Origin of the sequence: Pseudomonas sp. MYb60, from assembly GCF_002979555.1 — a bacterium.
Classification (GTDB): Bacteria; Pseudomonadota; Gammaproteobacteria; order Pseudomonadales; family Pseudomonadaceae; genus Aquipseudomonas.
The window spans coordinates 31,131-56,579 of the sequence record NZ_PCOZ01000004.1 but is presented as its reverse complement, the minus strand read 5'-3'; the positions used below and the strand labels follow the sequence as shown (position 1 = coordinate 56,579).

The window sequence follows — 25,449 nt, the reverse complement described above, 5'->3', positions numbered from 1 at the left end:
CCGCAAAGCCCTGCGCCGCGTTATGCTCAGTGCATCTCACTCTGATGGAAGACCGGTTCATGGCAGGAAGCAGCTTGTTGGTATTGATCGACGATATCGCCGCCGTACTCGATGACGTTGCCCTGATGACAAAAATGGCCGCGAAGAAGACCGCCGGCGTGCTGGGCGACGACCTGGCGCTCAATGCCCAGCAGGTCTCAGGCGTGCGCGCCGAGCGGGAAATTCCGGTGGTGTGGGCGGTGGCCAAAGGGTCATTCGTCAACAAGCTGATCCTGGTGCCAGCGGCGCTCTTGATCAGCGCGTTCGCGCCGTGGGCGGTCACGCCATTGCTGATGCTCGGCGGTGCCTACCTGTGCTTCGAAGGCTTCGAGAAACTCGCGCACAAATTCCTGCACAGCAAGGACGAAGACCAGGCCGAACACGCGCAGTTGGTAGAGGCGGTGGCGGATCCGGCCACCGACCTGGTGGCCTTCGAGAAGGACAAGATCAAGGGCGCGATCCGCACGGATTTCATCCTTTCTGCCGAAATCATTGCGATCACCCTGGGCACCGTGGCGGATGCGCCGCTGATGCAGCAGGTCATCGTGCTCTCCGGCATTGCCATCGTCATGACCGTGGGTGTCTACGGGCTGGTGGCAGGCATCGTCAAGCTGGACGATCTGGGTCTGTGGCTCACGCAGAAACCCGGCCAGGTCGCGCGCAGCATCGGCGGCGCCATCCTGCGCGCGGCACCTTACATGATGAAGAGCCTGTCGGTGATCGGCACGGCAGCGATGTTCCTGGTGGGCGGCGGGATTCTCACCCATGGCGTGCCGGCGGTGCACCACTGGATCGAGACGGTCAGCCTGAGCGCAGGTGGGGTGGCATGGCTGGTTCCGGTGCTGTTGAACGGTGTGGCGGGGATTATCGCGGGGGCCCTGGTGCTGGCGGTGGTCAGCGTGGTGGGCAGGCTCTGGAAAACCGCGAAGGCTTGATCGCGCGTGCAATAAAAAAGGCCATTCAAACGAATGGCCTTTTTTTATGCTGCCGATTACTCGGCAATCTGCAGTTTGCGCGATTCCGTGTAGATGTAGCGCACCTTCTCGTACTCAAACGGCGAGTTCATCTGACCATACCGGAAGCTGGTCTGATAACGCTTGTCCACCGCGCGCAGGGCCCAGACTTCGGGGTGGTTGGAGCTGACTTCCGCCACGTTGAGGTAGTTGATCTGGGTCTCTGCGCCGTAGTCGACGACCAAGCCTGTCGTGTCGCGCAGGTTCGACGGGCCGAAGATCGGTAGCACGAGGTATGCGCCACCGGGTACGCCGTAGAAGCCCAGGGTCTGGCCGAAGTCTTCGCTCTGGCGCGGCAGGCCCATGGCGGTGGCGGGGTCCCACAGGCCAGCGATGCCAATCGTGGTGTTGACCAGCAGGCGGCCGGTGGTTTCCAGGGAGCGGTGGCCCTTGAGTTGCAGCAGGCTGTTCAACAGGTTGGGCACATCGCCCAGGTTGTTGAAGAAGTTGCTCACACCGGTGCGCAGGAAGCTCGGGGTCACGTAGGTGTAGCCGTTGACCACGGGCAGGAACACCCATTGGTCGAAGCGGTAGTTGAAGTGGTAGACGCGACGGTTCCACGCTTCCAGCGGGTCATAGACGTTCAGCGCAGTCAGTGTCGAGCGCTCGAACTCGCGCTGGTCCAGGCCAGGGTTGAACTTGAGCTTGGTCAGCGGCTCCTTGAAACCGTCGGCGCTTTGCGCAATCGGATCATTGGCCTTGCTGTTGTCGGCGTTGGCCACGCCTGCACACATCATGGCGGCAAGCAGCAGAAGATATTTAGCCACGGAAGAACTCCAGCATGGCGTCGGCGTTGACGCGGTAATTGAGGTTGCCGCAGTGGCCGCCCAGTGGGTAGACGGTCAAGCGATCGCCGAAGGTTTGACGCAGGAAGCCGAGGTCGCCAGGGCCCAGGATCACATCGTCGGCGTTGTGCATCACCGCGATTTTCGGGCTGTTGTGCAGGTAGTCCTTGAGGGCGTACAGGCTGACCTGGTCAACCAGTTGCAACAGGCTGCCGCCGTCGGAGCGGGCGCGCCACATCGGGATCACCTGCTCGGTGAGGTAGCAGTCGAAGTCGCATTGCAGCGCGCGCTTGAGGAACGGCGTGAGGCTGGTGCCTTCGGTAATCGGGTGCTTGGGCGGGATGATCAGGCCGCGACGGTTGATCAGGTCCGAGGTAAAGGCAATGTCGGCCGCCGAGAAACGGAACGAGGTGCCGATCAGCATGGCCATCTGTTCGTTGGTCAGGTGCTGTTTGGACTGTTGGAAGTCGTAGAGCAGGGCGTCGTTGAGGTCGACGTAGCCTTTTTGCTGGAAGTACCGGGTCAGTTTGTTCAGCACCAGCTCATAGAATGTGGTGGTGTTGTTGATGCCCTTGACCTCGGTCTGTACCAGCTTGTCGAGGTTGGTGATCGAGGTGTAGAGGTTGACCGGCGGGTTCAGCAGCAACACCTTCTTGAAGTTGAAGCTGCGGCGAGTTTCGTCCAGCTTGGCCACGAAGGCCGCGTCCAGGCCACCCAGGCTGTAGCCGGTGAGGAAGAAGTCGGTCACCGGCAGCGAGGCGTTCTGCGCGCGAACGGCCTGCATCACGCGGTACATGTCTTCGGCGTCTTCCTGGGTGATCCCGGGAGTGGCGAAACGCGAGGCCGCACTGATGAAGTCGAAGCTGGTGGGCGACGACAGTTGCACCACGTGGTAACCGGCCTGGTAGTACAGCTTTTTCAGGTATTCGTTGAGGCTGCTGTCAAACCGCGCGCCGGTGCCGGCGATCAGGAAGATCAGCGGTGCGGCGTGGTCCTGCTTGGCGATGCGGTAGGTGAGTTTCTTCACCGCCCAGAAGTTGTCCGGCAGGCTGAACTCACGCTCGGGGCGCATGTTCAGGGTGTAGTCGGATTGGTTGATCTCGTCGTCACTTGGCAGTTTGGGCCGAAGGTCGGGCGGTGTCGTGGCGATGGTCGCTTCGAACGGGTTCGTCAAAGGGTAGCCATAGGTGGCTTGGTCAATATCGACGGCCAGTGCTGACGCACTCAGAAATAGGCTGCCCAGCAGGGCAGCACAGCGCAAGGAACGGAGCATGACTTAATCCCTAAGAGGAAACGTGCTGAATGAAGTTCGCAGGCTATGACCACCGTGCTTTCGCCGAAGTGCCATGACTCGGCACGAAAAGTCGGAAAAAACGTCGGAATCGGGGTAATAGTAGCCAGACGATACACTTTGCCACGCGTTGATGAACACTAATTGTGTGTATGCGCCTTGCCAACCGCTGCCGGGGCATTAAGCTGAGCGCCGTTTTTGCCTATCGGAGTGCCCCATGTCCCGTCGCTTGCCGCTGATTTTGCTGCTTATCGCCCTGCCGTTATGGCTGGCCGCCAGTTATGGCGCACGCTACGGGTTTATGGAGGATGGTCGTTGGGTGGGCCTGTGCGCGCAGGAGGCCAGCCGTTGGGAGTGCCAACTGCGTGGCAACCTGGGGTGGATGATTCACTTCAAGGTGCTGGGCTGGGCGGCGTTGATCACGTCGGTGTTGGCATTTTGCGTGCCGGGCCGTGCAGGATGGGGGTTGGCGGTACTGGGGATGATGTTCGGGTTGCCGGCATTGGCGTTGTACAACACCGGGTTTGCAGTGTTCGCGCTGGTGATTGCGGGGTTGCGGTTGGTCCGTAGTCCTCGGGTCACCTGATCGGGCCTCATCGGGGGCAAGCCCCCTCCCACATGTTGATTGGTGAATACAGTCAAGTGTGGGAGGGGGCTTGCCCCGATAGCGACCTTAAGCCTTACGCACCCGCAAGCAGCGCCACATCGCTACAACCATCAACACGCTGACCACCGCCCAACCCCAAGCCTGCTGGTTCAACAGGCCTTCACGGTACAGCTGCGGCGCAATGCCGGCGCCGATGATAAAGGCCAGCAAGGCAATCTCCCTACGCGGCCCTGTCACCGGGCGCACCAGGTAAACCAGTGCCGGCAGCACCAGCGCGGCACTTGGGAAGCTGCGATAGCGCGGGTCGAACACCAGCGCCAGCATCATGACCGCGCCGGCAAATCCGGCAAATGCCACCAGCCAGCCAGCGCGTTGCTCCAGCCAGTTGAATGCCCGTTCACGCCAGCCTTCGCGGGCGCTCAAGGCCAGGGCGGCATGCGCCAGCACCAACAGGTTCAACACCAGCAGCAAGCCTGCCCACACCCATTCATCGGCGAAGCGCGCGGTGAGGCGGGTCAGTTCTGCCCAACTGCCGATGGAACAGGCAGCCACCGCGCCCAGCAAGGGCAGGGCCAGGGCGGTGCGCGGGGTGCGAACATGCCCACCGACCACCAACGTGCCCAACAGGATAATCCCGCCCACCCCCAGCCACAGCGGCCAGTACGGCACATTGCTGACCGGCCCGGCGAGGATGCTCTTGTCCTGGCGATCCGCATCGAACAGGCCCCAGTATCCGCCGACCGCGCCTTCGCTGGCGCGCTTCCAGGGCTGGTCGAAGGCTTCGATCAGGTTGTAGCGCCAGCCATTGGCTTCAGCCATGGCCACGAAGCCGCGCATGAACTTGGCCTCGTTGACCCGGCTCGGCACGGCGGTTTCACGCTGGCGGCCCTCGCTGGGCCAGCCGGTTTCGCCGATCAGGATGTCCTTGGGCGCAAATTTGTTGCCGAAGACCTGGCGCACTTCGCCCACATGCTTGAGCGCCTGGTCGATGCCCGACGGGTCATCTTCCCAATACGGCAGCAGGTGGATGGTGAGAAAGTCCACTGCCGGGGCGATTTCCGGGTGTTGCAGCCAGAATTCCCACACATCGGCGTAGGTCACTGGCTGCTGGATCTGGGCTTTGACCGTCTCGATCAGCTTCACCAGTTGCGGTGCGGTTACTTCCTTGCGCAGCAGGGCTTCGTTGCCGACGATCACCGAGGTCACGATGTCGGGCGCGGCATTGGCCGAGGCGATCACTTGCTCGATTTCTTTTTTCGTGGCCACGGGATCGCTGCTGACCCAGGCCCCCGCCATGACCTTCAACCCATGCTTGCGTGCCATGTCCGGCAAGGCTTCCAGGCCGGTCATGGAGTAGGTGCGAATGCACTCAAAGCGTGTGGCGAGCAAGGCCAGGTCCGCATCCATGCGCTCGGGGCGCAGTGTGAAGGGCTGGTCGAAAGGGGACTGGTCCTTGTCGAACGGGGTGTAGGACGCGCACTGCATCTTGTGACTGGCGCTGGCCACGTCCGGTAACACCACGGGGCGGCCGAGGCCGTACCAGTAGCCAATCAGCGCCAGCAGGCCGATGAGCAGCGCAAACAAATAGGGCAGGGCAGGGAAGCGGGCAGTCGCGGGCATGGTCGGCTTATCTGGGGAGCAAAGGCGCGCATCTTACCCGGAATTGGTCTGTCCCAGTGGGGCAGCATAATTTTGACATGCAAAGTTCGGGCGGGATTTTGGCGCCATGTCCTGCAAAGCGACCTGCTGGCGTTGTGATGTCGTTTCTTGCTTGCGCAAGGTCGCTGACAGAGCAGGTTCCAAGTCCCGGCAGGTCGATGATCGACCTGTCAGCACTCCACTGATGCCGTGGCAGTCGGTTCGATGCGCGTGAAGGGGGCGCGGTGCACCACATAACAACAGGTTGACGTCGCTCGGCATCCGTCGGGCGCAGCACTTTCGGGGAAGTACGATGAAGATGCGACGACTCTTGGGCGCAGCTGCCACTTTGGTAGTTGCGATGAGCTCCACACTGGCCAGTGCCGACAGCAAAACCCTGAGCATCGGCTACGTGGACGGCTGGTCCGACAGCGTTGCCACCACCCATGTGGCGGCAGAAGTGATCAAGCAAAAGCTCGGTTATGACGTGAAACTGCAAGCGGTTGCCACCGGGATCATGTGGCAGGGCGTGGCCACCGGCAAGCTCGACGCCATGCTCTCAGCCTGGCTGCCCGTGACCCACGGCGAATACTGGACCAAGAACAAGGACAAAGTGGTCGACTACGGCCCGAACTTCAAGGACGCGAAGATTGGCCTGATCGTACCGGAGTACGTGAAAGCCAAGTCCATCGAAGACCTCAAGACCGACACCACCTTCAAGAACAAGATCGTCGGCATCGACGCCGGTTCAGGCGTGATGCTCAAGACCGACGAAGCCATCAAGGCTTACGGCCTGGACTATAAGCTGCAAGCCAGCTCGGGCGCCGCGATGATCGCCGAGCTCACCCGTGCCGAAGACAAGCAGGAATCCATTGCGGTCACCGGTTGGGTGCCACACTGGATGTTCGCCAAGTGGAAATTGCGTTTCCTCGACGATCCAAAAGGGATCTACGGCGCTGCTGAAACCGTGAACAGCATCGGCAGCAAGGGCCTGGAAAAGAAAGCACCGGAAGTGGCAGCCTTCCTGAAAAAATTCCAGTGGGCCTCCAAGGATGAAATCGGCGAAGTCATGCTGGCGATTCAAGAAGGCGCCAAGCCTGATGCCGCCGCCAAGGATTGGGTTGCCAAGCACCCTGAGCGTGTCGCCGAGTGGATCGGTAAATAAGACTACAGCTACATCCCTTGTGGGAGGGGGCTTGCCCCCGATGGCGGTCTGTCAGCTATAAATGTGCTGACTGACACACTGCTATCGGGGGCAAGCCCCCTCCCACAATTGTTTTGCGTCCCGCAAATCCTCCAGCGGCCTCAGAATCCCTCGCTACACTCGATCTAAGACTAAGGTCGTCTGGAACCTGTCCCGCAGCCGAATACAGTGGATACGTTCCAAAATAATAAAAAGCTGTGCTGCGAGGATAAAAACAATGAACGACAGCATTTACCTCTCGATTCAAAACAGCCCGCGCTTCAAGGAGCTGGTGAGAAAAAGGGAAAGGTTCGCCTGGATTCTCTCGGCGATCATGTTAGGGCTTTACTCCGCTTTCATCCTGTTGATTGCCTACGGGCCACAAGTACTGGGGGCCAAGCTCAGCCCTGGTTCCTCGATTACCTGGGGCATTCCCCTGGGCGTCGGACTGATTGTGTCCGCCTTCATCCTGACCGGCATCTATGTACGCCGCGCCAATGGCGAATTTGACGACCTGAACAATGCGATTCTCAAGGAGGCTGCGCAATGATCCGGCGTCTACTGGCAGTATTGGGCGCTTCGTTGTTTGCTCCAGCTCTCTGGGCTGCGGACGCATTGACCGGTGAAGTGCACAAGCAACCCCTGAACGTATCGGCCATCGTGATGTTTGTCGCGTTTGTCGGTGCCACCCTGTGCATCACCTACTGGGCGTCCAAGCGCAACAAATCGGCGGCCGACTACTACGCCGCCGGCGGCAAGATCACCGGTTTCCAGAACGGCCTGGCGATTGCCGGTGACTACATGTCGGCGGCGTCCTTCCTGGGGATTTCCGCGCTGGTCTACACCTCCGGCTACGACGGCCTGATCTACTCGATCGGCTTCCTGGTGGGCTGGCCGATCATTCTGTTCCTGATCGCCGAGCGCCTGCGCAACCTGGGCAAGTACACATTTGCCGACGTGGCGTCCTATCGCCTGGGCCAGACCCAGATTCGCAGCCTGTCAGCCTGTGGCTCGCTGGTGGTGGTGGCGTTCTACCTGATCGCGCAGATGGTGGGCGCGGGCAAGCTGATCCAGCTGCTGTTCGGCCTGGACTACCACGTGGCGGTGATCCTGGTGGGCATCCTGATGGTGCTCTATGTGTTGTTCGGCGGCATGCTGGCAACCACTTGGGTACAGATCATCAAGGCAGTGTTGCTACTGTCCGGCGCCTCGTTCATGGCGCTGATGGTCATGAAACACGTGAACTTCGACTTCAACGCGCTGTTCTCTGAGGCGATCAAGGTTCACCCTAAAGGTGAGGCGATCATGAGTCCCGGCGGCCTGGTGAAAGATCCGATCTCCGCGTTCTCGCTGGGCCTGGCACTGATGTTCGGTACCGCTGGCCTGCCACACATCCTGATGCGCTTCTTCACGGTCAGCGATGCCAAGGAAGCACGCAAGAGCGTGTTCTACGCGACGGGCTTCATTGGTTACTTCTACATCCTGACCTTCATCATCGGTTTTGGCGCGATCCTGCTGGTGAGCACCAACCCGGCGTTCAAGGATGCAGCAGGCGCGTTGCTGGGCGGTAACAACATGGCGGCGGTGCACCTGGCCAATGCGGTGGGTGGCAGTATTTTCCTGGGCTTCATCTCGGCCGTGGCCTTCGCCACCATCCTCGCGGTGGTTGCCGGCCTGACACTGGCCGGTGCTTCGGCGGTGTCCCACGACCTGTACGCCAGCGTGATCAAGAAAGGCAAGGCCAACGACAAGGATGAGATTCGCGTATCGAAGATCACCACTATCGCGTTGGGCGTGCTGGCTATCGGCCTGGGTATCCTGTTCGAAAGCCAGAACATTGCGTTCATGGTCGGCCTGGCGTTCTCCATTGCCGCCAGCTGTAACTTCCCGGTGTTGCTGCTTTCCATGTACTGGAAAAACCTCACCACGCGCGGTGCAATGATTGGCGGCTGGCTGGGCTTGATCAGTGCCGTGGGCCTGATGGTGTTGGGTCCGACCATCTGGGTCTCGATCCTGCACCACGAAAAAGCCATCTTCCCTTACGAGTACCCGGCACTGTTCTCGATGATCATTGCGTTCGTCGGTATCTGGTTCTTCTCCATCACCGACAAGTCGGCGGCGGCAGAGAAAGAGCGTGCGCTGTACTTCCCGCAGTTTGTGCGTTCGCAGACTGGCCTGGGGGCAAGTGGGGCGGTTGACCACTAAGGGTTGTCGCTGAACAAGAAATGCCCCGGTCGAAAGACCGGGGTATTTTTTTGCCTGGGGGTTGTGGGGTGGGTGGTCTATTGCTATCGGGGGCAAGCCCCCTCCCACATTTGACTGTGTTTACACATCCAAAGGGTTAACACACTGCAGGGTGGGTGCCTCCTCCCGCACTGGCTGTGTTCACACGCCAAACTGTGTGAATGCGGTCAATGTGGGAGTGGGCTTGCCCCCGATAGGGCCAGTTCAGGCAGCACAGTCTCCCGAACCCTGCACAAACAAAAACGGCCTCCGCTGAGGGAGGCCGTTTTCAGTGCAACTAAGCGATGCTTACTTGCGATCTTCCAGCTTGGTGATGTCACGCGACTCGTAGCCGGTGTAAAGCTGGCGCGGGCGGCCAATCTTGTACGGGCTGGAGAGCATTTCTTTCCAGTGGGAGATCCAGCCCACGGTCCGCGCCAGGGCGAAGATCACGGTGAACATGCTGGTTGGAATGCCGATCGCCTTGAGGATGATCCCCGAGTAGAAGTCGACGTTCGGGTACAGCGAGCGTTCGATGAAGTACGGGTCGGTCAGGGCGATCTCTTCCAGGCGCATGGCCAGTTCGAGTTGCGGATCGTTCTTGATGCCCAGTTCCTTCAACACTTCGTCGCAGGTCTTCTTCATGACGGTGGCGCGCGGGTCGCGGTTCTTGTAGACCCGGTGACCGAAGCCCATCAACTTGAACGGATCGTTCTTGTCCTTGGCCTTGGCGATGAACTTGTCGATGTTGGAGACATCGCCGATTTCATCGAGCATAGTCAAGACGGCTTCGTTCGCACCGCCGTGGGCAGGGCCCCACAGTGCGGCGATACCGGCGGCGATACAGGCGAACGGGTTGGCACCCGAAGAACCGGCCAGACGTACGGTAGAGGTAGAGGCGTTCTGTTCGTGGTCGGCGTGGAGGATGAAGATCTTGTCCATCGCAGCGGCCAGCACCGGGCTGATCGGTTTGATCTCGCACGGTGTGTTGAACATCATGTGCAGGAAGTTTTCCGCATACGTCAGGTCGTTGCGCGGGTACATCATGGGTTGGCCCATGGAGTACTTGTAAACCATTGCGGCCAGGGTCGGCATCTTGGCAACCAGGCGGATCGCGGAGATTTCGCGATGCTGCGGGTTATTGATGTCGAGGGAGTCGTGATAGAAGGCCGACAGGGCGCCGACCACACCGCACATGACGGCCATCGGGTGGGCGTCGCGACGGAAACCGTTGAAGAAAGTCTTCAACTGCTCGTGAACCATGGTGTGGTTCTTCACAGTGCTGACGAACTGGGCTTTCTGCTCGGCTGTTGGCAGTTCGCCATTTAGCAGCAGGTAGCAGGTTTCCAGGTAGTCCGACTGCTCGGCCAGTTGCTCGATCGGGTAGCCGCGGTGAAGCAGAATGCCATTGTCGCCGTCGATATAGGTGATCTTCGACTCGCAAGAGGCGGTCGACATGAAGCCTGGGTCGAAAGTGAAACGGCCCGTGGCCGTCAGGCCCCGTACGTCGATAACATCGGGACCAACGGTGCCGGTTAAAATGGGCAGCTCGACGGGGGCTGCGCCCTCGATGATCAACTGCGCTTTTTTGTCAGCCATGTGGCCTCCTATTTATGCTTCAAATCATCAGACAGACCCCCCACGCAGGGCCCGCACCACTATATTGATATAAATCCAGATGTCAATTTGCCTAAAGTCTTGCACCAGAAGGCTTTAACCGGACTTTTTCCTCGAAATTGACTGCCATTTACGCCTTTTATCCCGCCAGCGCAATCCGCTATTAGGGTGAGGCAGGCGCGTTGTCATTAGTAACCTAACTGTCTATACTCGGCCACCGACCGCCAAGGGCTTTTGGGCTTGCTTTCATTGGGGGTCGCACTCCCTGGGTGGTGCTACCTGACCAGTGCACTCCCCTACAACTTTGCCCTGATTGTTAGGGGCTCTTCAGTGTGAAAAAAAAGCCGTGAAGAATAGCCAACGACCTGTAAACCTAGACCTAAGGACCATCAAACTCCCCATCACCGGCGTTACGTCGTTCCTGCACCGTGTTTCCGGCATCATCCTGTTTTTGGGCCTGGGCATCATGCTTTACGCATTGAGCAAATCCCTGGGTTCCGAGGAAGGTTACGCCGAGGTGAAGGCATGCTTGACCAGCCCGCTGGCCAAGTTCGTAGCATGGGGCCTCCTGTCCGCTCTGCTGTATCACCTGGTTGCCGGTGTGCGCCACTTGATCATGGATGCGGGTATCGGTGAGACGCTGGAAGGCGGCCGCCTGGGCTCGAAAATCATCATCGCCATTTCCGTGGTGCTGATCGTTCTGGCAGGAGTTTGGATATGGTAACCAGCGTTACGAACCTTTCGCGTTCGGGCCTCTATGACTGGATGGCACAACGTGTGTCTGCGGTCGTTCTCGCGGCTTATTTCATCTTCCTGATCGGATACCTCGTCGCCAATCCAGGCATCAGCTATGAGCAATGGCATGGCCTGTTTTCCCACAATGCGATGCGAATCTTCAGTCTGCTGGCCCTTGTAGCCCTGGGCGCACACGCCTGGGTCGGCATGTGGACCATCGCGACCGACTACCTGACGCCGATGGCGCTGGGCAAGTCCGCGACCGCAGTACGTTTCCTCTTCCAGGCAGTCTGCGGCGTCGCGATGTTCGCTTACTTCGTCTGGGGTGTGCAGATTCTTTGGGGTATCTGATCCATGGCTAACATTCCAACTATTTCATTCGACGCCATCATCATTGGTGGCGGCGGTGCTGGCATGCGCGCCGCGCTGCAGCTGGCCCAGGGCGGTCACAAGACTGCCGTGATCACCAAGGTGTTCCCGACGCGTTCCCACACCGTATCGGCCCAAGGTGGCATCACCTGCGCCATCGCTTCCGCCGACCCGAACGATGACTGGCGCTGGCACATGTACGATACCGTCAAGGGTTCCGACTACATCGGCGACCAGGACGCTATCGAATACATGTGTCAGGAAGGCCCGGCCGCGGTGTTCGAGCTGGACCACATGGGTCTGCCGTTCTCGCGTACCGAACAAGGTCGTATCTACCAGCGTCCATTCGGCGGCCAGTCGAAGGATTACGGTAAAGGCGGGCAGGCTGCACGTACCTGTGCCGCGTCCGACCGTACCGGTCACGCGCTGCTGCACACCCTGTATCAGGGCAACCTGAAAGCCGGTACCACGTTCCTGAACGAGTACTACGCGGTCGACCTGGTGAAGAACGCACAAGGCGAATTCGTCGGTGTGATCGCCATCTGCATCGAAACCGGCGAAACCACCTACATCCGCGCCAAGGCCACCGTGCTGGCAACCGGCGGTGCTGGCCGTATCTACGCCTCGACCACCAATGCCCTGATCAACACCGGTGACGGCGTCGGCATGGCACTGCGTGCGGGCGTTCCGGTACAAGACATCGAAATGTGGCAGTTCCACCCAACCGGCATCGCCGGCGCCGGTGTACTGGTGACCGAAGGTTGCCGTGGTGAAGGCGGCTACCTGATCAACAAGCACGGCGAGCGTTTCATGGAGCGTTACGCTCCGAACGCGAAAGACCTGGCGGGCCGTGACGTTGTAGCCCGTTCGATGGTTAAAGAGATCATCGCCGGCAACGGCTGTGGCCCGAACGGCGACCACGTGATGCTCAAGCTCGATCACCTGGGCGAGGAAGTGCTGCACAGCCGCCTGCCAGGTATCTGCGAACTGTCCAAGACCTTCGCTCACGTTGACCCTGTGTTGGCGCCGGTGCCGGTTGTTCCAACCTGCCACTATATGATGGGCGGCGTACCGACCAACATTCATGGTCAGGCAATCACCCAGAACGCCGAAGGCCAGGACGAGATCATCCACGGTCTGTTCGCTGTAGGCGAAGTGGCCTGCGTATCGGTTCACGGCGCCAACCGCCTGGGCGGCAACTCGCTGCTCGACCTGGTGGTATTCGGCCGCGCGGCCGGCCTGCACCTGGAAAAAGCGCTGACTGACGGCATCGAATACGATGACGCCACCGACGCGAACATCGAAGCCGCCCTGGCGCGCCTGAACGCGCTGAACGAGCGCACCGATGGCGAAGACGTGGCTACCCTGCGTCGCGAGCTGCAAAGCTGCATGCAGAACTACTTCGGTGTGTTCCGTACCGGCGAATACATGCAGAAGGGCATTGCCCAGCTGGCTGATCTGCGCAAGCGCATCGCCAACGTCAAGATCAACGACAAGAGCCAGGCGTTCAACACCGCTCGTATCGAAGCCCTTGAGCTGCAAAACCTGCTGGAAGTCGCCGAAGCGACCGCGATCGCTGCCGAGGTTCGTAAAGAATCCCGTGGTGCCCACGCCCGTGAAGACTTTGAAGATCGCGACGACGAAAACTGGTTGTGCCACACCCTGTACTTCCCGGGTGACAAGCGCGTGACCAAGCGTGCCGTGAACTTCTCGCCGAAGACGGTGCCGACGTTTGAACCGAAGATTCGGACTTACTAAGGGTGGCTGCCATGTTGAAAGTCAGTGTTTATCGCTACAACCCTGATCAGGACGCTGCGCCGTTCATGCAGGAATTCCAGGTCGATACCGGCGGTAAAGACCTGATGGTGCTGGACGTATTGGCACTGATCAAAGAGCAGGACGAGGGTTTCTCCTACCGTCGCTCTTGCCGTGAAGGTGTGTGCGGTTCCGACGGCATGAACATCAACGGCAAAAACGGCCTGGCGTGCATCACGCCGCTGTCCGCCGTGGTCAAGGGTAACAAGCTGATCGTTCGTCCTCTGCCAGGTTTGCCGGTTATCCGTGACCTGGTCGTCGATATGAGCATCTTCTACAAGCAATACGAGAAAGTTAAGCCGTTCCTGCAGAACGACACGCCGGCCCCGGCCATCGAGCGTCTGCAGTCCCCGGAAGAGCGCGACAAGCTCGACGGTCTGTACGAGTGCATCCTGTGCGCTTGCTGCTCGACCTCGTGCCCGTCCTTCTGGTGGAACCCGGACAAGTTCCTGGGTCCAGCTGCCCTGCTGCAAGCGTACCGCTTCCTGGCAGACAGCCGTGATACCAAGACGTCCGAGCGTCTGGCTTCGCTGGATGACCCGTTCAGCGTATTCCGCTGCCGCGGGATCATGAACTGCGTCAACGTATGTCCCAAAGGCCTGAACCCGACTAAGGCCATTGGTCACATCCGTAACATGCTGCTGCACAGCGGCGTGTAACTGACGTTGTAGTAAAAGCAGGACCGTTGTGCCCGTAAATGCTGCGGCGCAGGCTTCAACCGGCGCCGTAGTTTTAACTTGAGCAGCGACTTACAAAGCCGCGGCTCTTATTTTGAAGAAATGAGACAAGCAGGGGCATTCGGGTTGGTACCCGAACTATCAGCGTGATCCTAAGTGGCTTGTTTTGGTCGCTGCACTTGGCCTTTTGCAAGCAAACTCGGTGTTTTCGCCGGTGGTGTCCCCAAATCGAGGGTGACCAAGCATGCAAGAAAGCGTGATGCAGCGCATGTGGAACAGCGGCTATCTTTCAGGTGGTAACGCTGCCTATGTGGAAGAGCTTTATGAGCTCTACCTGCACGACCCTAACGCTGTGCCAGAAGAATGGCGCACCAAATTTCAGACGTTGTCTTCAGACGGCAACGCTGCCACCGATGTATCGCACGCAACGATTCGCGATCAGTTTGTGCTGCTGGCAAAGAACCAGCGCCGCGCCCAGCCGGTTTCCGCCGGCAGCGTGAGCAGTGAGCACGAGAAGAAGCAAGTTGAAGTGCTGCGACTGATCCAGGCCTACCGGATGCGTGGCCACCAGGCGGCCCAGCTTGACCCGCTGGGGCTCTGGCAGCGTCCTGCACCTGCTGACCTGTCGATCAATCATTACGGCTTGACCAATGCCGATCTTGATACGACCTTCCGTGCCGGCGACCTGTTCATCGGCAAAGAGGAAGCGAGCCTACGCGAAATTCACGAAGCGTTGCAGCAGACATATTGCCGCACCATCGGCGCCGAGTTCACGCACATCACCGATTCCGAGCAGCGCCAGTGGTTCCAGCATCGTCTGGAAGGTGTGCGCGGCCGTCCGGTTTTGTCCGCTGACGTTCGCGGCCACTTGCTTGAGCGCGTGACCGCTGCCGAAGGCCTGGAGAAGTACCTGGGCACCAAATACCCAGGCACCAAGCGTTTCGGTCTGGAAGGTGGCGAGAGCCTGATCCCGATGCTCGACGAGCTGATCCAGCGTTCCGGTTCCTACGGCACCAAGGAAATCGTGATCGGCATGGCCCACCGTGGTCGCTTGAACGTGTTGGTCAACACCTTCGGCAAGAACCCGCGTGAGCTGTTCGACGAGTTCGAAGGCAAGAAGAAGGTCGAGCTGGGTTCCGGTGACGTTAAATACCACCAGGGCTTCTCGTCCAACGTGATGACCACCGGCGGTGAAGTTCACCTGGCCATGGCCTTCAACCCATCCCACCTGGAAATCGTTTCTCCAGTGGTCGAGGGTTCGGTCCGTGCGCGCCAGGATCGTCGCAACGACACCACCGGTGAAAAAGTCCTGCCGATTTCCATCCACGGTGACGCGGCATTTGCCGGTCAGGGCGTGGTCCTGGAAACGTTCCAGATGTCGCAGACCCGCGGCTTCAAGACCGGCGGTACGGTTCACATCGTCATCAACAACCAGGTTGGCTTCACCATCAGCAACCCGCTGGATGCGCGCTCCACCGAGTACGCCACCGACGTTGCCAAGATGATCCAGGCGCCGATTCTCCATGTGAATGGCGATGATCCGGAAGCCGTGCTGTTCGTGACCCAACTGGCGGTCGACTACCGCATGCAGTTCAAGCGTGACGTGGTCATCGACCTGGTCTGCTACCGCCGTCGCGGTCACAACGAAGCGGACGAGCCAAGTGGCACCCAGCCGCTGATGTACCAGCAGATCACCAAGCAGCGCACCACCCGTGAGCTGTACGCCGAAAGCCTGACCAAGGCCGGTGTGGTGGACGAGGCGCGTGTTCAGGCGAAGATCGATGAATACCGCAACGCGCTGGACAATGGTCTGCACGTAGTGAAAAGCCTGGTTAAAGAGCCGAACAAAGAGCTGTTCGTTGACTGGCGTCCGTACCTGGGTCACACCTGGACTGCGCGTCACGATACCTCGTTCGACCTGAAAACCTTGCAGGAACTGTCTGCCAAGCTGCTGGAAATTCCGGAAGGCTTCGTCGTACAGCGCCAGGTTGCGAAGATCTACGAAGACCGTCAGAAGATGCAAGCCGGCGGCCTGCCGATCAACTGGGGTTACGCCGAAACCATGGCGTACGCGACCCTGGCGTTCGAAGGTCACCCGATCCGCATGACCGGCCAGGACATCGGCCGTGGTACGTTCTCGCACCGTCACGCGGTCTTGCACAACCAGAAAGACGCGGGCACCTACGTGCCTCTGAAACACCTGTACGAAGGCCAGCCACGTTTCGACCTGTACGACTCGTTCCTGTCCGAAGAAGCCGTACTGGCGTTTGAATATGGTTACTCCACCACCACGCCGAACGCGCTGGTGATCTGGGAAGCCCAGTTCGGCGACTTCGCCAACGGTGCCCAGGTGGTTATCGACCAGTTCATCACCAGTGGCGAGCACAAGTGGGGCCGTTTGTGCGGTCTGACCATGCTGCTGCCGCACGGTTATGAAGGTCAGGGTCCGGAGCACTCCTCGGCCCGTCTGGAGCGTTACCTGCAACTGTGCGCCGAGCACAACATCCAGGTGTGCGTGCCGACTACGCCGGCCCAGATCTACCACTTGCTGCGTCGCCAGGTGATCCGCCCGCTGCGCAAGCCGTTGGTAGTGCTGACGCCGAAGTCGCTGCTGCGTCATAAATTGGCCATCTCGACCCTGGAAGATCTGGCGGATGGTTCGTTCCAGACCGTGATCCCGGAAATCGACACCCTGGACGCGGCCAAGGTCACTCGCCTGGTCCTGTGCAGCGGCAAGGTCTACTACGACTTGCTGGAAAAACGTCGTGCCGAAGGCCGCGAAGACATCGCCATCGTGCGTATCGAGCAGCTTTACCCGTTCCCGGAAGACGACCTGATGGAGGCCATCGCGCCTTACACCAACCTCACCAACGTGGTGTGGTGTCAGGAAGAACCGATGAACCAGGGCGCGTGGTACAGCAGCCAGCATCACCTGCGTCGCAGCATCGGCAACCATAACAAGGCCCTGGGCCTGGAGTATGCCGGTCGTGATGCTTCTGCTGCACCTGCATGTGGTTATGCGTCGATGCACGCCGAGCAGCAGGAAAAACTGCTGCAAGATGCTTTCACTGTTTAACGCCTTCGCGCTGACTGAAACCGAATTTTAAGGACCCACAGATAATGGCTATCGAAATCAAAGCCCCGTCATTCCCGGAATCGGTTGCCGATGGCACCGTTGCCACCTGGCACAAGAAACCAGGCGACGCTGTAAAGCGTGACGACCTGATCGTCGACATCGAGACCGACAAAGTCGTTCTGGAAGTGTTGGCCGAGGCTGACGGCGTACTGGGCGCAATCGTGGCTGAAGAGGGCGCTACCGTCCTGTCGAACCAGGTACTGGGTTCGATCGAAGAGGGCAGCGCTGCTGCCGCTGCTCCTGCCGCTGCTGCACCGGCTGCTTCGGCTCCTGCTGCCGCCCCGGCTGCGGGCGCTGAAGACCCGATCGCTGCTCCGGCTGCGCGTCAGTTGGCTGAAGAAAACGGCATCAACCTGGCGTCCATCAAAGGCACCGGCAAAGATGGCCGCGTGACCAAGGAAGACGTGGTTGCTGCTGTTGAAGCCAAGAAAAACGCGCCAGCGGCTGCACCTGCCAAGGCTGCTGCCCCGGCTGCCGCTGCCCCGGTGTTCGCTGCTGGCGACCGCACCGAGAAGCGCGTACCGATGACCCGTGTACGTGCCACCGTGGCCAAGCGTCTGGTTGAAGCCCAGTCGAACATGGCGATGCTGACCACCTTCAACGAAGTCGACATGACCGAAGTCATGGCCCTGCGTTCGAAGTACAAGGATCTGTTCGAGAAGTCCCACAATGGCGTGCGCCTGGGCTTCATGTCGTTCTTCGTGAAAGCGGCTACCGAAGCGCTGAAACGCTTCCCGGCCGTCAACGCTTCCATCGACGGCAACGACATCGTTTACCATGGCTACGCAGACGTCGGCGTTGCCGTGTCCAGCGACCGTGGCCTGGTGGTACCGGTTCTGCGTAACGCCGAGCACATGAGCCTGGCTGAAATCGAAGGCGGCATCGCCGGCTTCGGCAAGAAAGCCCGTGACGGCAAGCTGACCATCGACGAGATGACCGGCGGTACCTTCACCATCACCAACGGTGGTACCTTCGGTTCGATGATGTCGACGCCGATCGTCAACCCACCGCAAGCTGCGATCCTGGGCATGCACAACATCATCCAGCGTCCGATGGCCATCAACGGCCAAGTCGTGATCCGCCCAATGATGTACCTGGCACTGTCTTACGATCACCGCCTGATCGATGGTAAAGAAGCCGTGACTTTCCTGGTGACCATCAAGAACCTGCTGGAAGACCCGGCTCGTCTGCTGCTGGATATCTGATAGAAGCAGCTGCAGGCTCTGTGTCAGGCCGCCCATAAGGTGGCCTGGCGCGGGGCTTGCGGCTTGAAAGCTTGCTGCTAAATAGAGGAACTATTTTCATGTCGCAGAAATTTGACGTTGTAGTGATTGGTGCAGGTCCTGGCGGCTATGTTGCCGCCATCAAGGCCGCACAACTGGGCCTCTCGACTGCTTGCATCGAAAAATACACCGACAAGGAAGGCAAACTGGCACTGGGCGGTACCTGCCTGAACGTTGGTTGCATTCCTTCCAAGGCGCTGCTGGACAGCTCCTGGAAATTCCACGAAGCCCAAGACGGCTTCGCGATCCACGGCATCAACCATGCTGGCGTGACCATGGACGTGCCAGCAATGGTCGGCCGTAAAGCCAACATCGTTAAAGGCCTGACTTCCGGCGTTGCGACCTTGTTCAAGGCCAACGGCGTGACTTCCCTGCAAGGCCACGGCAAGCTGCTGGCTGGCAAGAAAGTTGAAATCACCAAGCCAGACGGCTCGGTTGAAGTCATCGAAGCTGAAAACGTGATCCTGGCGCCAGGTTCGCGCCCAATCGACATTCCGCCTGCTCCTGTTGACCAGAACGTGATCGTCGATTCGACCGGCGCCCTGGAATTCCAATCGGTACCAAAACGTCTGGGCGTGATCGGCGCTGGCGTGATCGGCCTGGAACTGGGTTCGGTATGGTCCCGCCTGGGTTCGGAAGTTACCGTTCTGGAAGCCCTGGACACGTTCCTGCTGGCTGCCGACACCGCTGTTTCGAAAGAAGCGCTGAAAACCCTGACCAAACAGGGTCTGGACATCAAGCTGGGCGCTCGCGTGACTGGCTCTAAAGTCAACGGCGAAGAAGTTGTCGTTAACTACACCGACAAGGATGGCGAGAAAACCATCACTTTCGACAAGCTGATCGTAGCCGTGGGTCGCCGTCCAGTGACCACCGACCTGCTGGCTTCCGACAGCGGCGTGAACATCGACGAGCGTGGCTTCATCCACGTTGACGATCACTGCGCGACCACCGTGCCTGGCGTGTACGCCATCGGTGACGTGGTTCGCGGCATGATGTTGGCGCACAAGGCTTCCGAAGAAGGCATCATGGTTGTCGAGCGCATCAAGGGCCACAAAACCCAGATGAACTACGACCTGATCCCGTCGGTTATCTACACCCACCCGGAAATTGCATGGGTCGGCAAGAACGAACAGCAGTTGAAAGCTGAAGGCGTTGACGTTAACGTCGGCACCTTCCCGTTCGCTGCTTCCGGCCGTGCCATGGCAGCCAACGACACCGGTGGTTTTGTCAAAGTCATCGCTGATGCCAAGACTGACCGCGTATTGGGCGTCCACGTGATTGGCCCGAGCGCTGCAGAACTGGTTCAGCAGGGCGCAATCGGTATGGAATTCGGCACCAGTGCCGAGGACCTGGGCATGATGGTCTTCTCCCATCCGACCCTGTCCGAAGCGTTGCACGAAGCAGCGTTGGCAGTGAATGGCGGCGCCATCCACATCGCCAACCGCAAGAAGCGCTAAGCGAGATAATAAGAAACCACGGCGGAGTTGCCCGTCGTGAGCCTTGCGAGCAAGACTCACCGCGGAATATCCGCTGGACGCAGTCTTGCACAGTCTTACGGGCTTAAGCCCCGCAGGTTGTGCAAGCAGCAGTCACAGGTGGCGCGGCACTCATAATGAGCGCAGCGCCGAATGCGCAGTACCTAACGAAGACGGTAAAAAGCATGAATCTTCACGAGTATCAGGGTAAGCAGCTGTTCGCTGAATACGGCCTGCCAGTATCCAAGGGCTACGCAGTAGACACCCCGGAAGCAGCAGCAGAAGCTTGCGACAAAATCGGTGGTACCGAATGGGTTGTCAAAGCCCAGGTCCACGCTGGTGGTCGCGGTAAAGCGGGCGGCGTTAAGCTGGTTCGCAGCAAAGAAGACGCCAAGGCCTTCGCACAGCAGTGGCTGGGCAAGCGTCTGGTGACTTACCAGACTGATGCCAATGGCCAGCCAGTCACCAAGATCCTGGTTGAATCGTGCACTGATATCGCTAAAGAGCTGTACCTGGGCGCTGTCGTTGACCGTTCGAGCCGTCGCATCGTGTTCATGGCTTCCACCGAAGGTGGCGTGGACATCGAGAAGATCGCACACGAAACCCCAGAAAAAATTCTGAAAGCCACTATCGATCCACTGGTTGGCGCTCAGCCATTCCAGGGTCGCGAGCTGGCTTTCCAGCTGGGCCTGGAAGGCAAGCAAGTTGCCCAGTTCGCCAAGATCTTCGTAGGTTTGGCCAAACTGTTCCAGGATCACGATCTGGCCCTGCTGGAAGTGAACCCGCTGGTGATCAAGGCTGACGGCGATCTGCACTGCCTGGACGCCAAGATCAACATCGACGCCAACGCCATGTACCGTCAGCCTAAGCTGAAGACTTTCCACGATCCGTCGCAAGACGATCCGCGCGAAGCGCACGCTGCCAAGTTCGAACTGAACTACGTAGCCCTGGAAGGTAACATCGGTTGCATGGTCAACGGTGCTGGCCTGGCCATGGGTACCATGGACATCGTCAACCTGCATGGCGGCAAACCAGCCAACTTCCTCGACGTAGGCGGTGGTGCTACCAAGGAACGCGTAACCGAAGCGTTCAAGATCATCCTGTCCGACTCCAACGTCGCTGCAGTACTGGTCAACATCTTCGGCGGCATCGTTCGTTGCGACATGATTGCCGAAGGCATCATCGGTGCAGTGAAAGAAGTCGGCGTTAAAATCCCGGTTGTTGTTCGCCTTGAAGGTAACAACGCTGAACTGGGCGCTAAAGTACTGGCAGAAAGCGGTTTGAACATCATCGCGGCTACCAGCCTGACCGACGCTGCTCAACAAGTTGTCAAAGCTGCGGAGGGCAAGTAATGAGCGTCCTGATCAATAAAGACACCAAAGTTATCTGCCAGGGTATTACCGGTTCGCAAGGTAGTTTCCACACCCAGCAAGCCATCGAGTACGGCACCAAGATGGTTGGCGGCGTGACTCCAGGCAAAGGCGGCACCGAGCACCTGGGCCTGCCAGTGTTCAACACCGTGAAAGACGCTGTTGCTCAAACTGGCGCTACCGCCAGCGTGATCTACGTACCGGCTCCTTTCTGCAAAGATTCGATCCTGGAAGCAGCATTCGGCGGCATCAAGCTGATCGTGTGCATCACCGAAGGCATTCCTACCCTGGACATGCTGGACGCTAAAGTTAAGTGCGACGAGCTGGGTGTTACCCTGATCGGCCCTAACTGCCCAGGCGTGATCACCCCAGGCGAATGCAAGATCGGCATCATGCCAGGTCACATTCACTTGCCAGGTAAAGTCGGTATCGTTTCCCGTTCCGGCACCCTGACCTACGAAGCTGTGAAGCAGACCACTGACGCCGGTTTCGGTCAGTCGACTTGCGTCGGCATCGGCGGTGACCCGATCCCAGGCTCCAACTTCATCGACATCCTGAAGCTGTTCCAGGAAGACCCGAAGACCGAAGCGATCGTGATGATCGGTGAGATCGGCGGTTCGGCTGAAGAAGAAGCGGCTGCCTACATCAAGGCACACGTGACCAAGCCGGTTGTTTCCTACATCGCTGGTGTGACTGCCCCTGCTGGCAAGCGCATGGGCCATGCGGGCGCAATCATCTCTGGCGGCAAAGGCACTGCAGACGAGAAATTCGCTGCACTGCAAGACGCCGGTGTTAAAACCGTGCGTTCGCTGGCAGACATCGGCAAGGCCCTGGCCGAGCTGACCGGTTGGGCTGTCAAGTAAGCCTCGCGCTTAACTGACGCTTTACCAGGCAAAGGCCACCTTCGGGTGGCCTTTGTGCATTCTGGGTTTGTATAAAAGTTGAATCAAACACAGCTCAACTGTGGGAGGGGGCAAGCCCCCTCCCACATTTATCCTCATTGTCAGCTTTAGTATGAAAACGCGACATTCAAATGTCGCTTATCGGACAGTGCGCCCCGCAACAGTGCGTTTGTCGGCCAATTTCTGTACCCTAGCCGCCTCTTTATGCGTGCGCCTCCCAAAAGGAAGCTCCGCGCAAGACCGGTCGGCCCCCATCAGGGCCGGCAGTAGTTCCCTCATCCACAGGGAATCCCTCTCTAAATTCCGATTCAGTAGTGTGGTATTTCCCGAAATGAAAGTGTTGAAAAGCCAGGATATCCTGGCGTTGGGCTTTATGACCTTTGCCCTGTTCGTGGGCGCCGGCAACATCATCTTCCCGCCTATCGTTGGTTTACAGTCCGGGCCGCACGTCTGGATGGCAGCGCTGGGTTTCTTGATCACCGCAGTGGGTTTGCCGGTGGTCACCGTGATCGCCCTGGCCAAGGTCGGCGGCGGTATGGACGCGTTGAGCAGCCCGATTGGCAAGATCGCCGGTGGCCTGCTGGCGGCGGCGGCGTATCTGGCGGTAGGGCCGCTGTTCGCCACCCCGCGTACCGCGACCGTATCCTTTGAAGTCGGCCTGGCGCCGCTGACCGGCGAAAGCCCGCTGGCGCTGTTCCTCTACAGCTCGGTGTACTTCCTCGTGGTGTTCTTCGTTTCCCTGTACCCAGGTCGACTGCTCGACACCGTAGGTCGCTTCCTTGCACCGCTGAAGATCATCGCGCTGGCCATCCTCGGTATTGCCGCGTTTGCCTTGCCGGCCGGTGAAGTGGGCGTTGGCACGCCGGAATACGTTGCTGCGCCGTTCTCCCAGGGCTTTATCAATGGCTACCTGACCATGGATACCCTGGGCGCCCTGGTGTTCGGCATTGTGATCGTCAACGCGATCCGCTCCCGTGGTGTCGACTCGCCAAAGCTGATTACCCGCTATGCGATTATTGCCGGCCTCATCGCTGGCGTCGGCCTCGCCCTGGTGTACGTCAGCCTGTTCCGTCTGGGTTCTGGCAGCCACGCTGTAGCGGCCGGTGCCAGCAACGGTGCGGCCGTGTTGCACGCCTATGTGCAACACACCTTCGGTTCCCTGGGCAGCGGCTTCCTGGCGGTACTCATCTCGCTGGCGTGCCTGGTCACCGCCGTGGGCCTGACCTGCGCCTGCGCGGAGTACTTCAGTAAAGTCCTGCCGCTGTCCTACAAGACCCTGGTCGTGATCCTGGCGTTGTTCTCGCTGTTCGTGTCCAACCTGGGCCTGACCAAGTTGATCGCGTTCTCGATCCCGGTGCTGACGGCCATCTACCCGCCCTGCATCGTGCTGGTGGCCTTGAGCTTCTGCAAAGACTTCTGGCAGGAACAGGGCCGCATCGTTGGCCCGGTGATGCTGGTGTCGTTCATCTTTGGCAGCATCGACGCGCTCAAGGGCGCAGGCCTGGCAGACTGGTTGCCGGCCCAGTTGGCCAACCTGCCGCTGAGCGAGCAAGGCCTGGCCTGGCTGGTGCCGTCGGTGATGGTGCTGGTGGTGGCGGTGGTGATTGACCGCATGCTCGGCAAGCGCAGCGAAGCGATCGCGTAACGGCGTTTGCGCGCTACACCGAAATGCCCCGTATCAATCGATACGGGGCATTTTTTATGGGCGACTGGCAGTGTCTTTTTGCAGAGGCTAGCATCGAACAAGCGACAGAGTTCGACACGCCGATGCCGACAGCGGAAACGATTAACTTGTTAAACTTGCGAAAATCGACATGACAAAAAAAGCCCGCTATCTAAGCGGGCTTTCTTTTTGCAGCCAAGCTATTTCAAACCGCGGTCTCAAGAACCGGTGGCTGGAGTCGCTGGTGCTGCTTCTTTTGCGGCGGCTGCGTTCGATTCAGCCTGAGCTTTGGCTGCTTCGGCGTTTTCTTTTGCAGCGTCGTTCACTTTATCCTGAGCCTTCGCCATATCTTGCTGAGCTTGCTCAGAGTGCGCGGCGGCATCCTGTGCTTTGTCTTCGGATTTTTTGTCGCAGGCAGCGAGACCCAGGGTAGCGGCCAGCATCATGGAAATAGCTAAAGTCTTGCGCATGGGGTGTTTCTCCTTATTGAAGATATCTACTGGCCTTTCGAGCATGGCCGTTCGGCATTAGTTCCTTTTATTCAGTAGATATATTAATTGGTCCGTAATCGGAACTTTTGCGGGTACCCCTTCAACTGCAGAACAACACTAATAAGAGTCTGGAACGAATGACCGAAAACCCCTTGTTAGAGCGTGCCAAACGATTTGTGTCGGCGTTGCGCCATTGTCAGGTGCTGGGCATTGCCGCGCAGGATGCGAATGAGCAGGGCATCACGCTGATCATGCCTTACGCTGCGCACCTGGTGGGCGACCCCAGGACCGGCGTTATCCACGGAGGCGCCTTGACCTCCCTGATGGACACCGCCTGCGGCATGGCCACCCTGTGCGTGTTGCCAGAGTTCGAGGTGTGCCCGACCCTGGACCTGCGCATTGACTACATGCATCCCGCCGAGCCGCATAAACCAGTGTTTGGCTTCGCCCAGTGCTACCGCGTGACCGCCGACGTGATCTTCACCCGCGGCTTCGCTTATCAAGAGGATCCTGAACAACCCATTGCCCATGCAGTGGGCACATTCATGCGCATGGGCAAGCTGCTCAAGGGTACCCAGGGCATGGCCAGCGCGATCAAGGGAGTCCAGGCATGACGCACCGATTCAGGACTCGCCTGGAACAAGCTCACGCGCGCGGCAATTACGGCCTGTTGCTCGAGCAGATTCCCTACGCCCGGTTGATCGGTATCGAATGCACCCGCCAAGGGGATGAGCTGCTGTTTCGTCTGCCGGCCAGCCGCGACAATATTGGTAACCCGATATTGCCAGCGCTCCACGGCGGGGTGATTGCCGGCTTCATGGAGCTTGCGGCAGCGTTGCACCTGCTGGTATCTACCGGCGCGCCGGGCCTGCCGAAGATCATCGATTTTTCCCTGGATTACCTGCGCGCCGGCCAGTTTCGCGACACCTACGCCCAATGCCTAGTGTGGCGCCAGGGTCGGCGTGTGGCGAATGTGGCGATAACCGCGTGGCAGAGCACTGCCGCTGAACCCATCGCCACCGCCCGTGCACATTTCAAAATCGAGGAGCCAGGCCACCCTTGAAATCCTGGTCTTAGCCCCCAACTCTGATGACAACCCGCCGCCAACCCTCTGGGTGCGGCCACTGCCATCCAATT

At 59.3% G+C, this 25,449-nt stretch carries 22 protein-coding genes; 17 read left to right on the top strand and 5 right to left on the bottom strand.

Annotated elements, in window-relative coordinates; translation table 11 throughout:
* Window positions 1-59: 59 nt before the first annotated feature.
* Window positions 60-974 (top strand): DUF808 domain-containing protein, encoded by a 915-nt coding sequence (locus CQ041_RS07965; protein WP_105522271.1) that lies wholly within the window; start codon window positions 60-62, stop codon window positions 972-974.
* 56 nt (window positions 975-1,030) lie between these two features.
* Here CQ041_RS07965 and CQ041_RS07960 read toward each other — a convergent pair whose 3' ends face one another.
* Both CQ041_RS07960 and CQ041_RS07955 read right to left on the bottom strand, forming a co-directional pair.
* Window positions 1,031-1,819, bottom strand: coding sequence for a VacJ family lipoprotein (locus CQ041_RS07960; protein ID WP_105522270.1), 789 nt, complete (start codon window positions 1,817-1,819; stop codon window positions 1,031-1,033).
* Window positions 1,812-3,110 carry a serine/threonine protein kinase gene (locus CQ041_RS07955; protein ID WP_105522269.1) on the bottom strand — a complete coding sequence of 433 codons (1,299 nt, stop codon included), beginning with the start codon at window positions 3,108-3,110 and terminating at the stop codon, window positions 1,812-1,814. The genes CQ041_RS07960 and CQ041_RS07955 overlap by 8 nt, the downstream gene beginning before the upstream one ends.
* Window positions 3,111-3,345: 235 nt before the next feature.
* Between CQ041_RS07955 and CQ041_RS07950 the strand changes: the two genes are divergently transcribed.
* On the top strand, window positions 3,346-3,714 hold the full coding sequence (locus CQ041_RS07950; protein ID WP_105522268.1) for a hypothetical protein: 369 nt from the start codon (window positions 3,346-3,348) through the stop codon (window positions 3,712-3,714).
* 87 nt (window positions 3,715-3,801) lie between these two features.
* Here the strand turns inward: CQ041_RS07950 and CQ041_RS07945 are convergent, their stop codons facing one another.
* A complete protein-coding gene (locus tag CQ041_RS07945) occupies window positions 3,802-5,355 on the bottom strand; it encodes a glycosyl hydrolase family 17 protein (protein ID WP_105522267.1) in 1,554 nt (517 codons plus the stop codon).
* A 331-nt stretch (window positions 5,356-5,686) separates the two neighbouring features.
* Here CQ041_RS07945 and CQ041_RS07940 point away from each other — a divergent pair, with 331 nt between their 5' ends.
* The 3 genes from CQ041_RS07940 to CQ041_RS07930 all read left to right on the top strand — a co-directional run bounded on the left by CQ041_RS07940 (window position 5,687) and on the right by CQ041_RS07930 (window position 8,761).
* The gene (locus CQ041_RS07940) at window positions 5,687-6,538 is read left to right on the top strand and encodes a glycine betaine ABC transporter substrate-binding protein (RefSeq protein ID WP_105522266.1); all 852 of its coding nucleotides are present in this window, start codon (window positions 5,687-5,689) and stop codon (window positions 6,536-6,538) included.
* A 256-nt stretch (window positions 6,539-6,794) separates the two neighbouring features.
* Window positions 6,795-7,106, top strand: coding sequence for a DUF485 domain-containing protein (locus CQ041_RS07935; protein ID WP_016972153.1), 312 nt, complete (start codon window positions 6,795-6,797; stop codon window positions 7,104-7,106).
* A complete protein-coding gene (locus CQ041_RS07930; RefSeq protein WP_105522265.1) occupies window positions 7,103-8,761 on the top strand; it encodes a cation acetate symporter in 1,659 nt (552 codons plus the stop codon). The genes CQ041_RS07935 and CQ041_RS07930 overlap by 4 nt, the downstream gene beginning before the upstream one ends.
* Window positions 8,762-9,088: 327 nt before the next feature.
* Here the strand turns inward: CQ041_RS07930 and gltA are convergent, their stop codons facing one another.
* The gene (gene gltA / locus CQ041_RS07925; RefSeq protein WP_003210575.1) at window positions 9,089-10,378 is read right to left on the bottom strand and encodes a citrate synthase; all 1,290 of its coding nucleotides are present in this window, start codon (window positions 10,376-10,378) and stop codon (window positions 9,089-9,091) included.
* 331 nt (window positions 10,379-10,709) lie between these two features.
* Between gltA and sdhC the strand changes: the two genes are divergently transcribed.
* The 10 genes from sdhC (at window position 10,710) to brnQ (ending at window position 23,803) form a co-directional block, all read left to right on the top strand.
* Window positions 10,710-11,120, top strand: a complete 411-nt coding sequence (sdhC, locus tag CQ041_RS07920; protein WP_177429371.1) for a succinate dehydrogenase, cytochrome b556 subunit — start codon at window positions 10,710-10,712, stop codon at window positions 11,118-11,120.
* Window positions 11,114-11,482 carry a succinate dehydrogenase, hydrophobic membrane anchor protein gene (gene sdhD / locus CQ041_RS07915; RefSeq protein ID WP_016974690.1) on the top strand — a complete coding sequence of 123 codons (369 nt, stop codon included), beginning with the start codon at window positions 11,114-11,116 and terminating at the stop codon, window positions 11,480-11,482. Before sdhC ends, sdhD begins: the two co-directional genes overlap by 7 nt.
* Before the next feature lie 3 nt (window positions 11,483-11,485).
* Window positions 11,486-13,258: a succinate dehydrogenase flavoprotein subunit gene (sdhA, locus tag CQ041_RS07910; protein WP_105522263.1), complete on the top strand. Its 1,773-nt coding sequence runs from the start codon at window positions 11,486-11,488 to the stop codon at window positions 13,256-13,258.
* A gap of 11 nt (window positions 13,259-13,269) precedes the next feature.
* Window positions 13,270-13,974, top strand: a complete 705-nt coding sequence (locus CQ041_RS07905; protein WP_105522262.1) for a succinate dehydrogenase iron-sulfur subunit — start codon at window positions 13,270-13,272, stop codon at window positions 13,972-13,974.
* 262 nt (window positions 13,975-14,236) lie between these two features.
* The gene (locus CQ041_RS07900; protein ID WP_105522261.1) at window positions 14,237-17,068 is read left to right on the top strand and encodes a 2-oxoglutarate dehydrogenase E1 component; all 2,832 of its coding nucleotides are present in this window, start codon (window positions 14,237-14,239) and stop codon (window positions 17,066-17,068) included.
* Between the two features lie 44 nt (window positions 17,069-17,112).
* Window positions 17,113-18,333 (top strand): 2-oxoglutarate dehydrogenase complex dihydrolipoyllysine-residue succinyltransferase, encoded by a 1,221-nt coding sequence (odhB, locus tag CQ041_RS07895; protein ID WP_105522260.1) that lies wholly within the window; start codon window positions 17,113-17,115, stop codon window positions 18,331-18,333.
* Between the two features lie 98 nt (window positions 18,334-18,431).
* Window positions 18,432-19,868, top strand: coding sequence for a dihydrolipoyl dehydrogenase (gene lpdA, locus CQ041_RS07890; RefSeq protein WP_105522259.1), 1,437 nt, complete (start codon window positions 18,432-18,434; stop codon window positions 19,866-19,868).
* A 203-nt stretch (window positions 19,869-20,071) separates the two neighbouring features.
* Window positions 20,072-21,238 (top strand): ADP-forming succinate--CoA ligase subunit beta, encoded by a 1,167-nt coding sequence (gene sucC, locus CQ041_RS07885; RefSeq protein WP_003233235.1) that lies wholly within the window; start codon window positions 20,072-20,074, stop codon window positions 21,236-21,238.
* A complete protein-coding gene (gene sucD, locus CQ041_RS07880; RefSeq protein WP_084381139.1) occupies window positions 21,238-22,119 on the top strand; it encodes a succinate--CoA ligase subunit alpha in 882 nt (293 codons plus the stop codon). Before sucC ends, sucD begins: the two co-directional genes overlap by 1 nt.
* A 370-nt stretch (window positions 22,120-22,489) precedes the next feature.
* Complete coding sequence (gene brnQ, locus CQ041_RS07875) at window positions 22,490-23,803, top strand: branched-chain amino acid transport system II carrier protein (RefSeq protein WP_105522258.1); 1,314 nt, start codon at window positions 22,490-22,492, stop codon at window positions 23,801-23,803.
* A 236-nt stretch (window positions 23,804-24,039) separates the two neighbouring features.
* On the opposite strand, the gene CQ041_RS07870 is transcribed toward brnQ, so the two are convergent.
* On the bottom strand, window positions 24,040-24,291 hold the full coding sequence (locus CQ041_RS07870; protein ID WP_105522576.1) for a hypothetical protein: 252 nt from the start codon (window positions 24,289-24,291) through the stop codon (window positions 24,040-24,042).
* 158 nt (window positions 24,292-24,449) lie between these two features.
* On the opposite strand from CQ041_RS07870, the gene CQ041_RS07865 reads away from it, so the two are divergent.
* Together CQ041_RS07865 and CQ041_RS07860 are read left to right on the top strand one after the other, a co-directional pair.
* On the top strand, window positions 24,450-24,926 hold the full coding sequence (locus tag CQ041_RS07865; protein ID WP_105522257.1) for a PaaI family thioesterase: 477 nt from the start codon (window positions 24,450-24,452) through the stop codon (window positions 24,924-24,926).
* A complete protein-coding gene (locus CQ041_RS07860; protein WP_105522256.1) occupies window positions 24,923-25,375 on the top strand; it encodes a PaaI family thioesterase in 453 nt (150 codons plus the stop codon). The genes CQ041_RS07865 and CQ041_RS07860 overlap by 4 nt, the downstream gene beginning before the upstream one ends.
* Window positions 25,376-25,449 lie beyond the last annotated feature (74 nt).

Coding starts and splice junctions, on each gene's coding strand:
- sucC (WP_003233235.1), top strand. CDS start 20,072: ATGAATCTTCACGAGTATCAGGGTAAGCAGCTGTTCGCTGAATACGGC.
- odhB (WP_105522260.1), top strand. CDS start 17,113: ATGGCTATCGAAATCAAAGCCCCGTCATTCCCGGAATCGGTTGCCGAT.
- brnQ (WP_105522258.1), top strand. CDS start 22,490: ATGAAAGTGTTGAAAAGCCAGGATATCCTGGCGTTGGGCTTTATGACC.
- sdhA (WP_105522263.1), top strand. CDS start 11,486: ATGGCTAACATTCCAACTATTTCATTCGACGCCATCATCATTGGTGGC.
- CQ041_RS07965 (WP_105522271.1), top strand. CDS start 60: ATGGCAGGAAGCAGCTTGTTGGTATTGATCGACGATATCGCCGCCGTA.
- gltA (WP_003210575.1), bottom strand. CDS start 10,378: ATGGCTGACAAAAAAGCGCAGTTGATCATCGAGGGCGCAGCCCCCGTC.
- CQ041_RS07860 (WP_105522256.1), top strand. CDS start 24,923: ATGACGCACCGATTCAGGACTCGCCTGGAACAAGCTCACGCGCGCGGC.
- lpdA (WP_105522259.1), top strand. CDS start 18,432: ATGTCGCAGAAATTTGACGTTGTAGTGATTGGTGCAGGTCCTGGCGGC.
- CQ041_RS07955 (WP_105522269.1), bottom strand. CDS start 3,110: ATGCTCCGTTCCTTGCGCTGTGCTGCCCTGCTGGGCAGCCTATTTCTG.
- CQ041_RS07950 (WP_105522268.1), top strand. CDS start 3,346: ATGTCCCGTCGCTTGCCGCTGATTTTGCTGCTTATCGCCCTGCCGTTA.
- sdhD (WP_016974690.1), top strand. CDS start 11,114: ATGGTAACCAGCGTTACGAACCTTTCGCGTTCGGGCCTCTATGACTGG.
- CQ041_RS07905 (WP_105522262.1), top strand. CDS start 13,270: ATGTTGAAAGTCAGTGTTTATCGCTACAACCCTGATCAGGACGCTGCG.
- CQ041_RS07940 (WP_105522266.1), top strand. CDS start 5,687: ATGAAGATGCGACGACTCTTGGGCGCAGCTGCCACTTTGGTAGTTGCG.
- CQ041_RS07900 (WP_105522261.1), top strand. CDS start 14,237: ATGCAAGAAAGCGTGATGCAGCGCATGTGGAACAGCGGCTATCTTTCA.
- CQ041_RS07930 (WP_105522265.1), top strand. CDS start 7,103: ATGATCCGGCGTCTACTGGCAGTATTGGGCGCTTCGTTGTTTGCTCCA.
- CQ041_RS07865 (WP_105522257.1), top strand. CDS start 24,450: ATGACCGAAAACCCCTTGTTAGAGCGTGCCAAACGATTTGTGTCGGCG.
- sucD (WP_084381139.1), top strand. CDS start 21,238: ATGAGCGTCCTGATCAATAAAGACACCAAAGTTATCTGCCAGGGTATT.
- CQ041_RS07945 (WP_105522267.1), bottom strand. CDS start 5,355: ATGCCCGCGACTGCCCGCTTCCCTGCCCTGCCCTATTTGTTTGCGCTG.
- CQ041_RS07935 (WP_016972153.1), top strand. CDS start 6,795: ATGAACGACAGCATTTACCTCTCGATTCAAAACAGCCCGCGCTTCAAG.
- CQ041_RS07870 (WP_105522576.1), bottom strand. CDS start 24,291: ATGCGCAAGACTTTAGCTATTTCCATGATGCTGGCCGCTACCCTGGGT.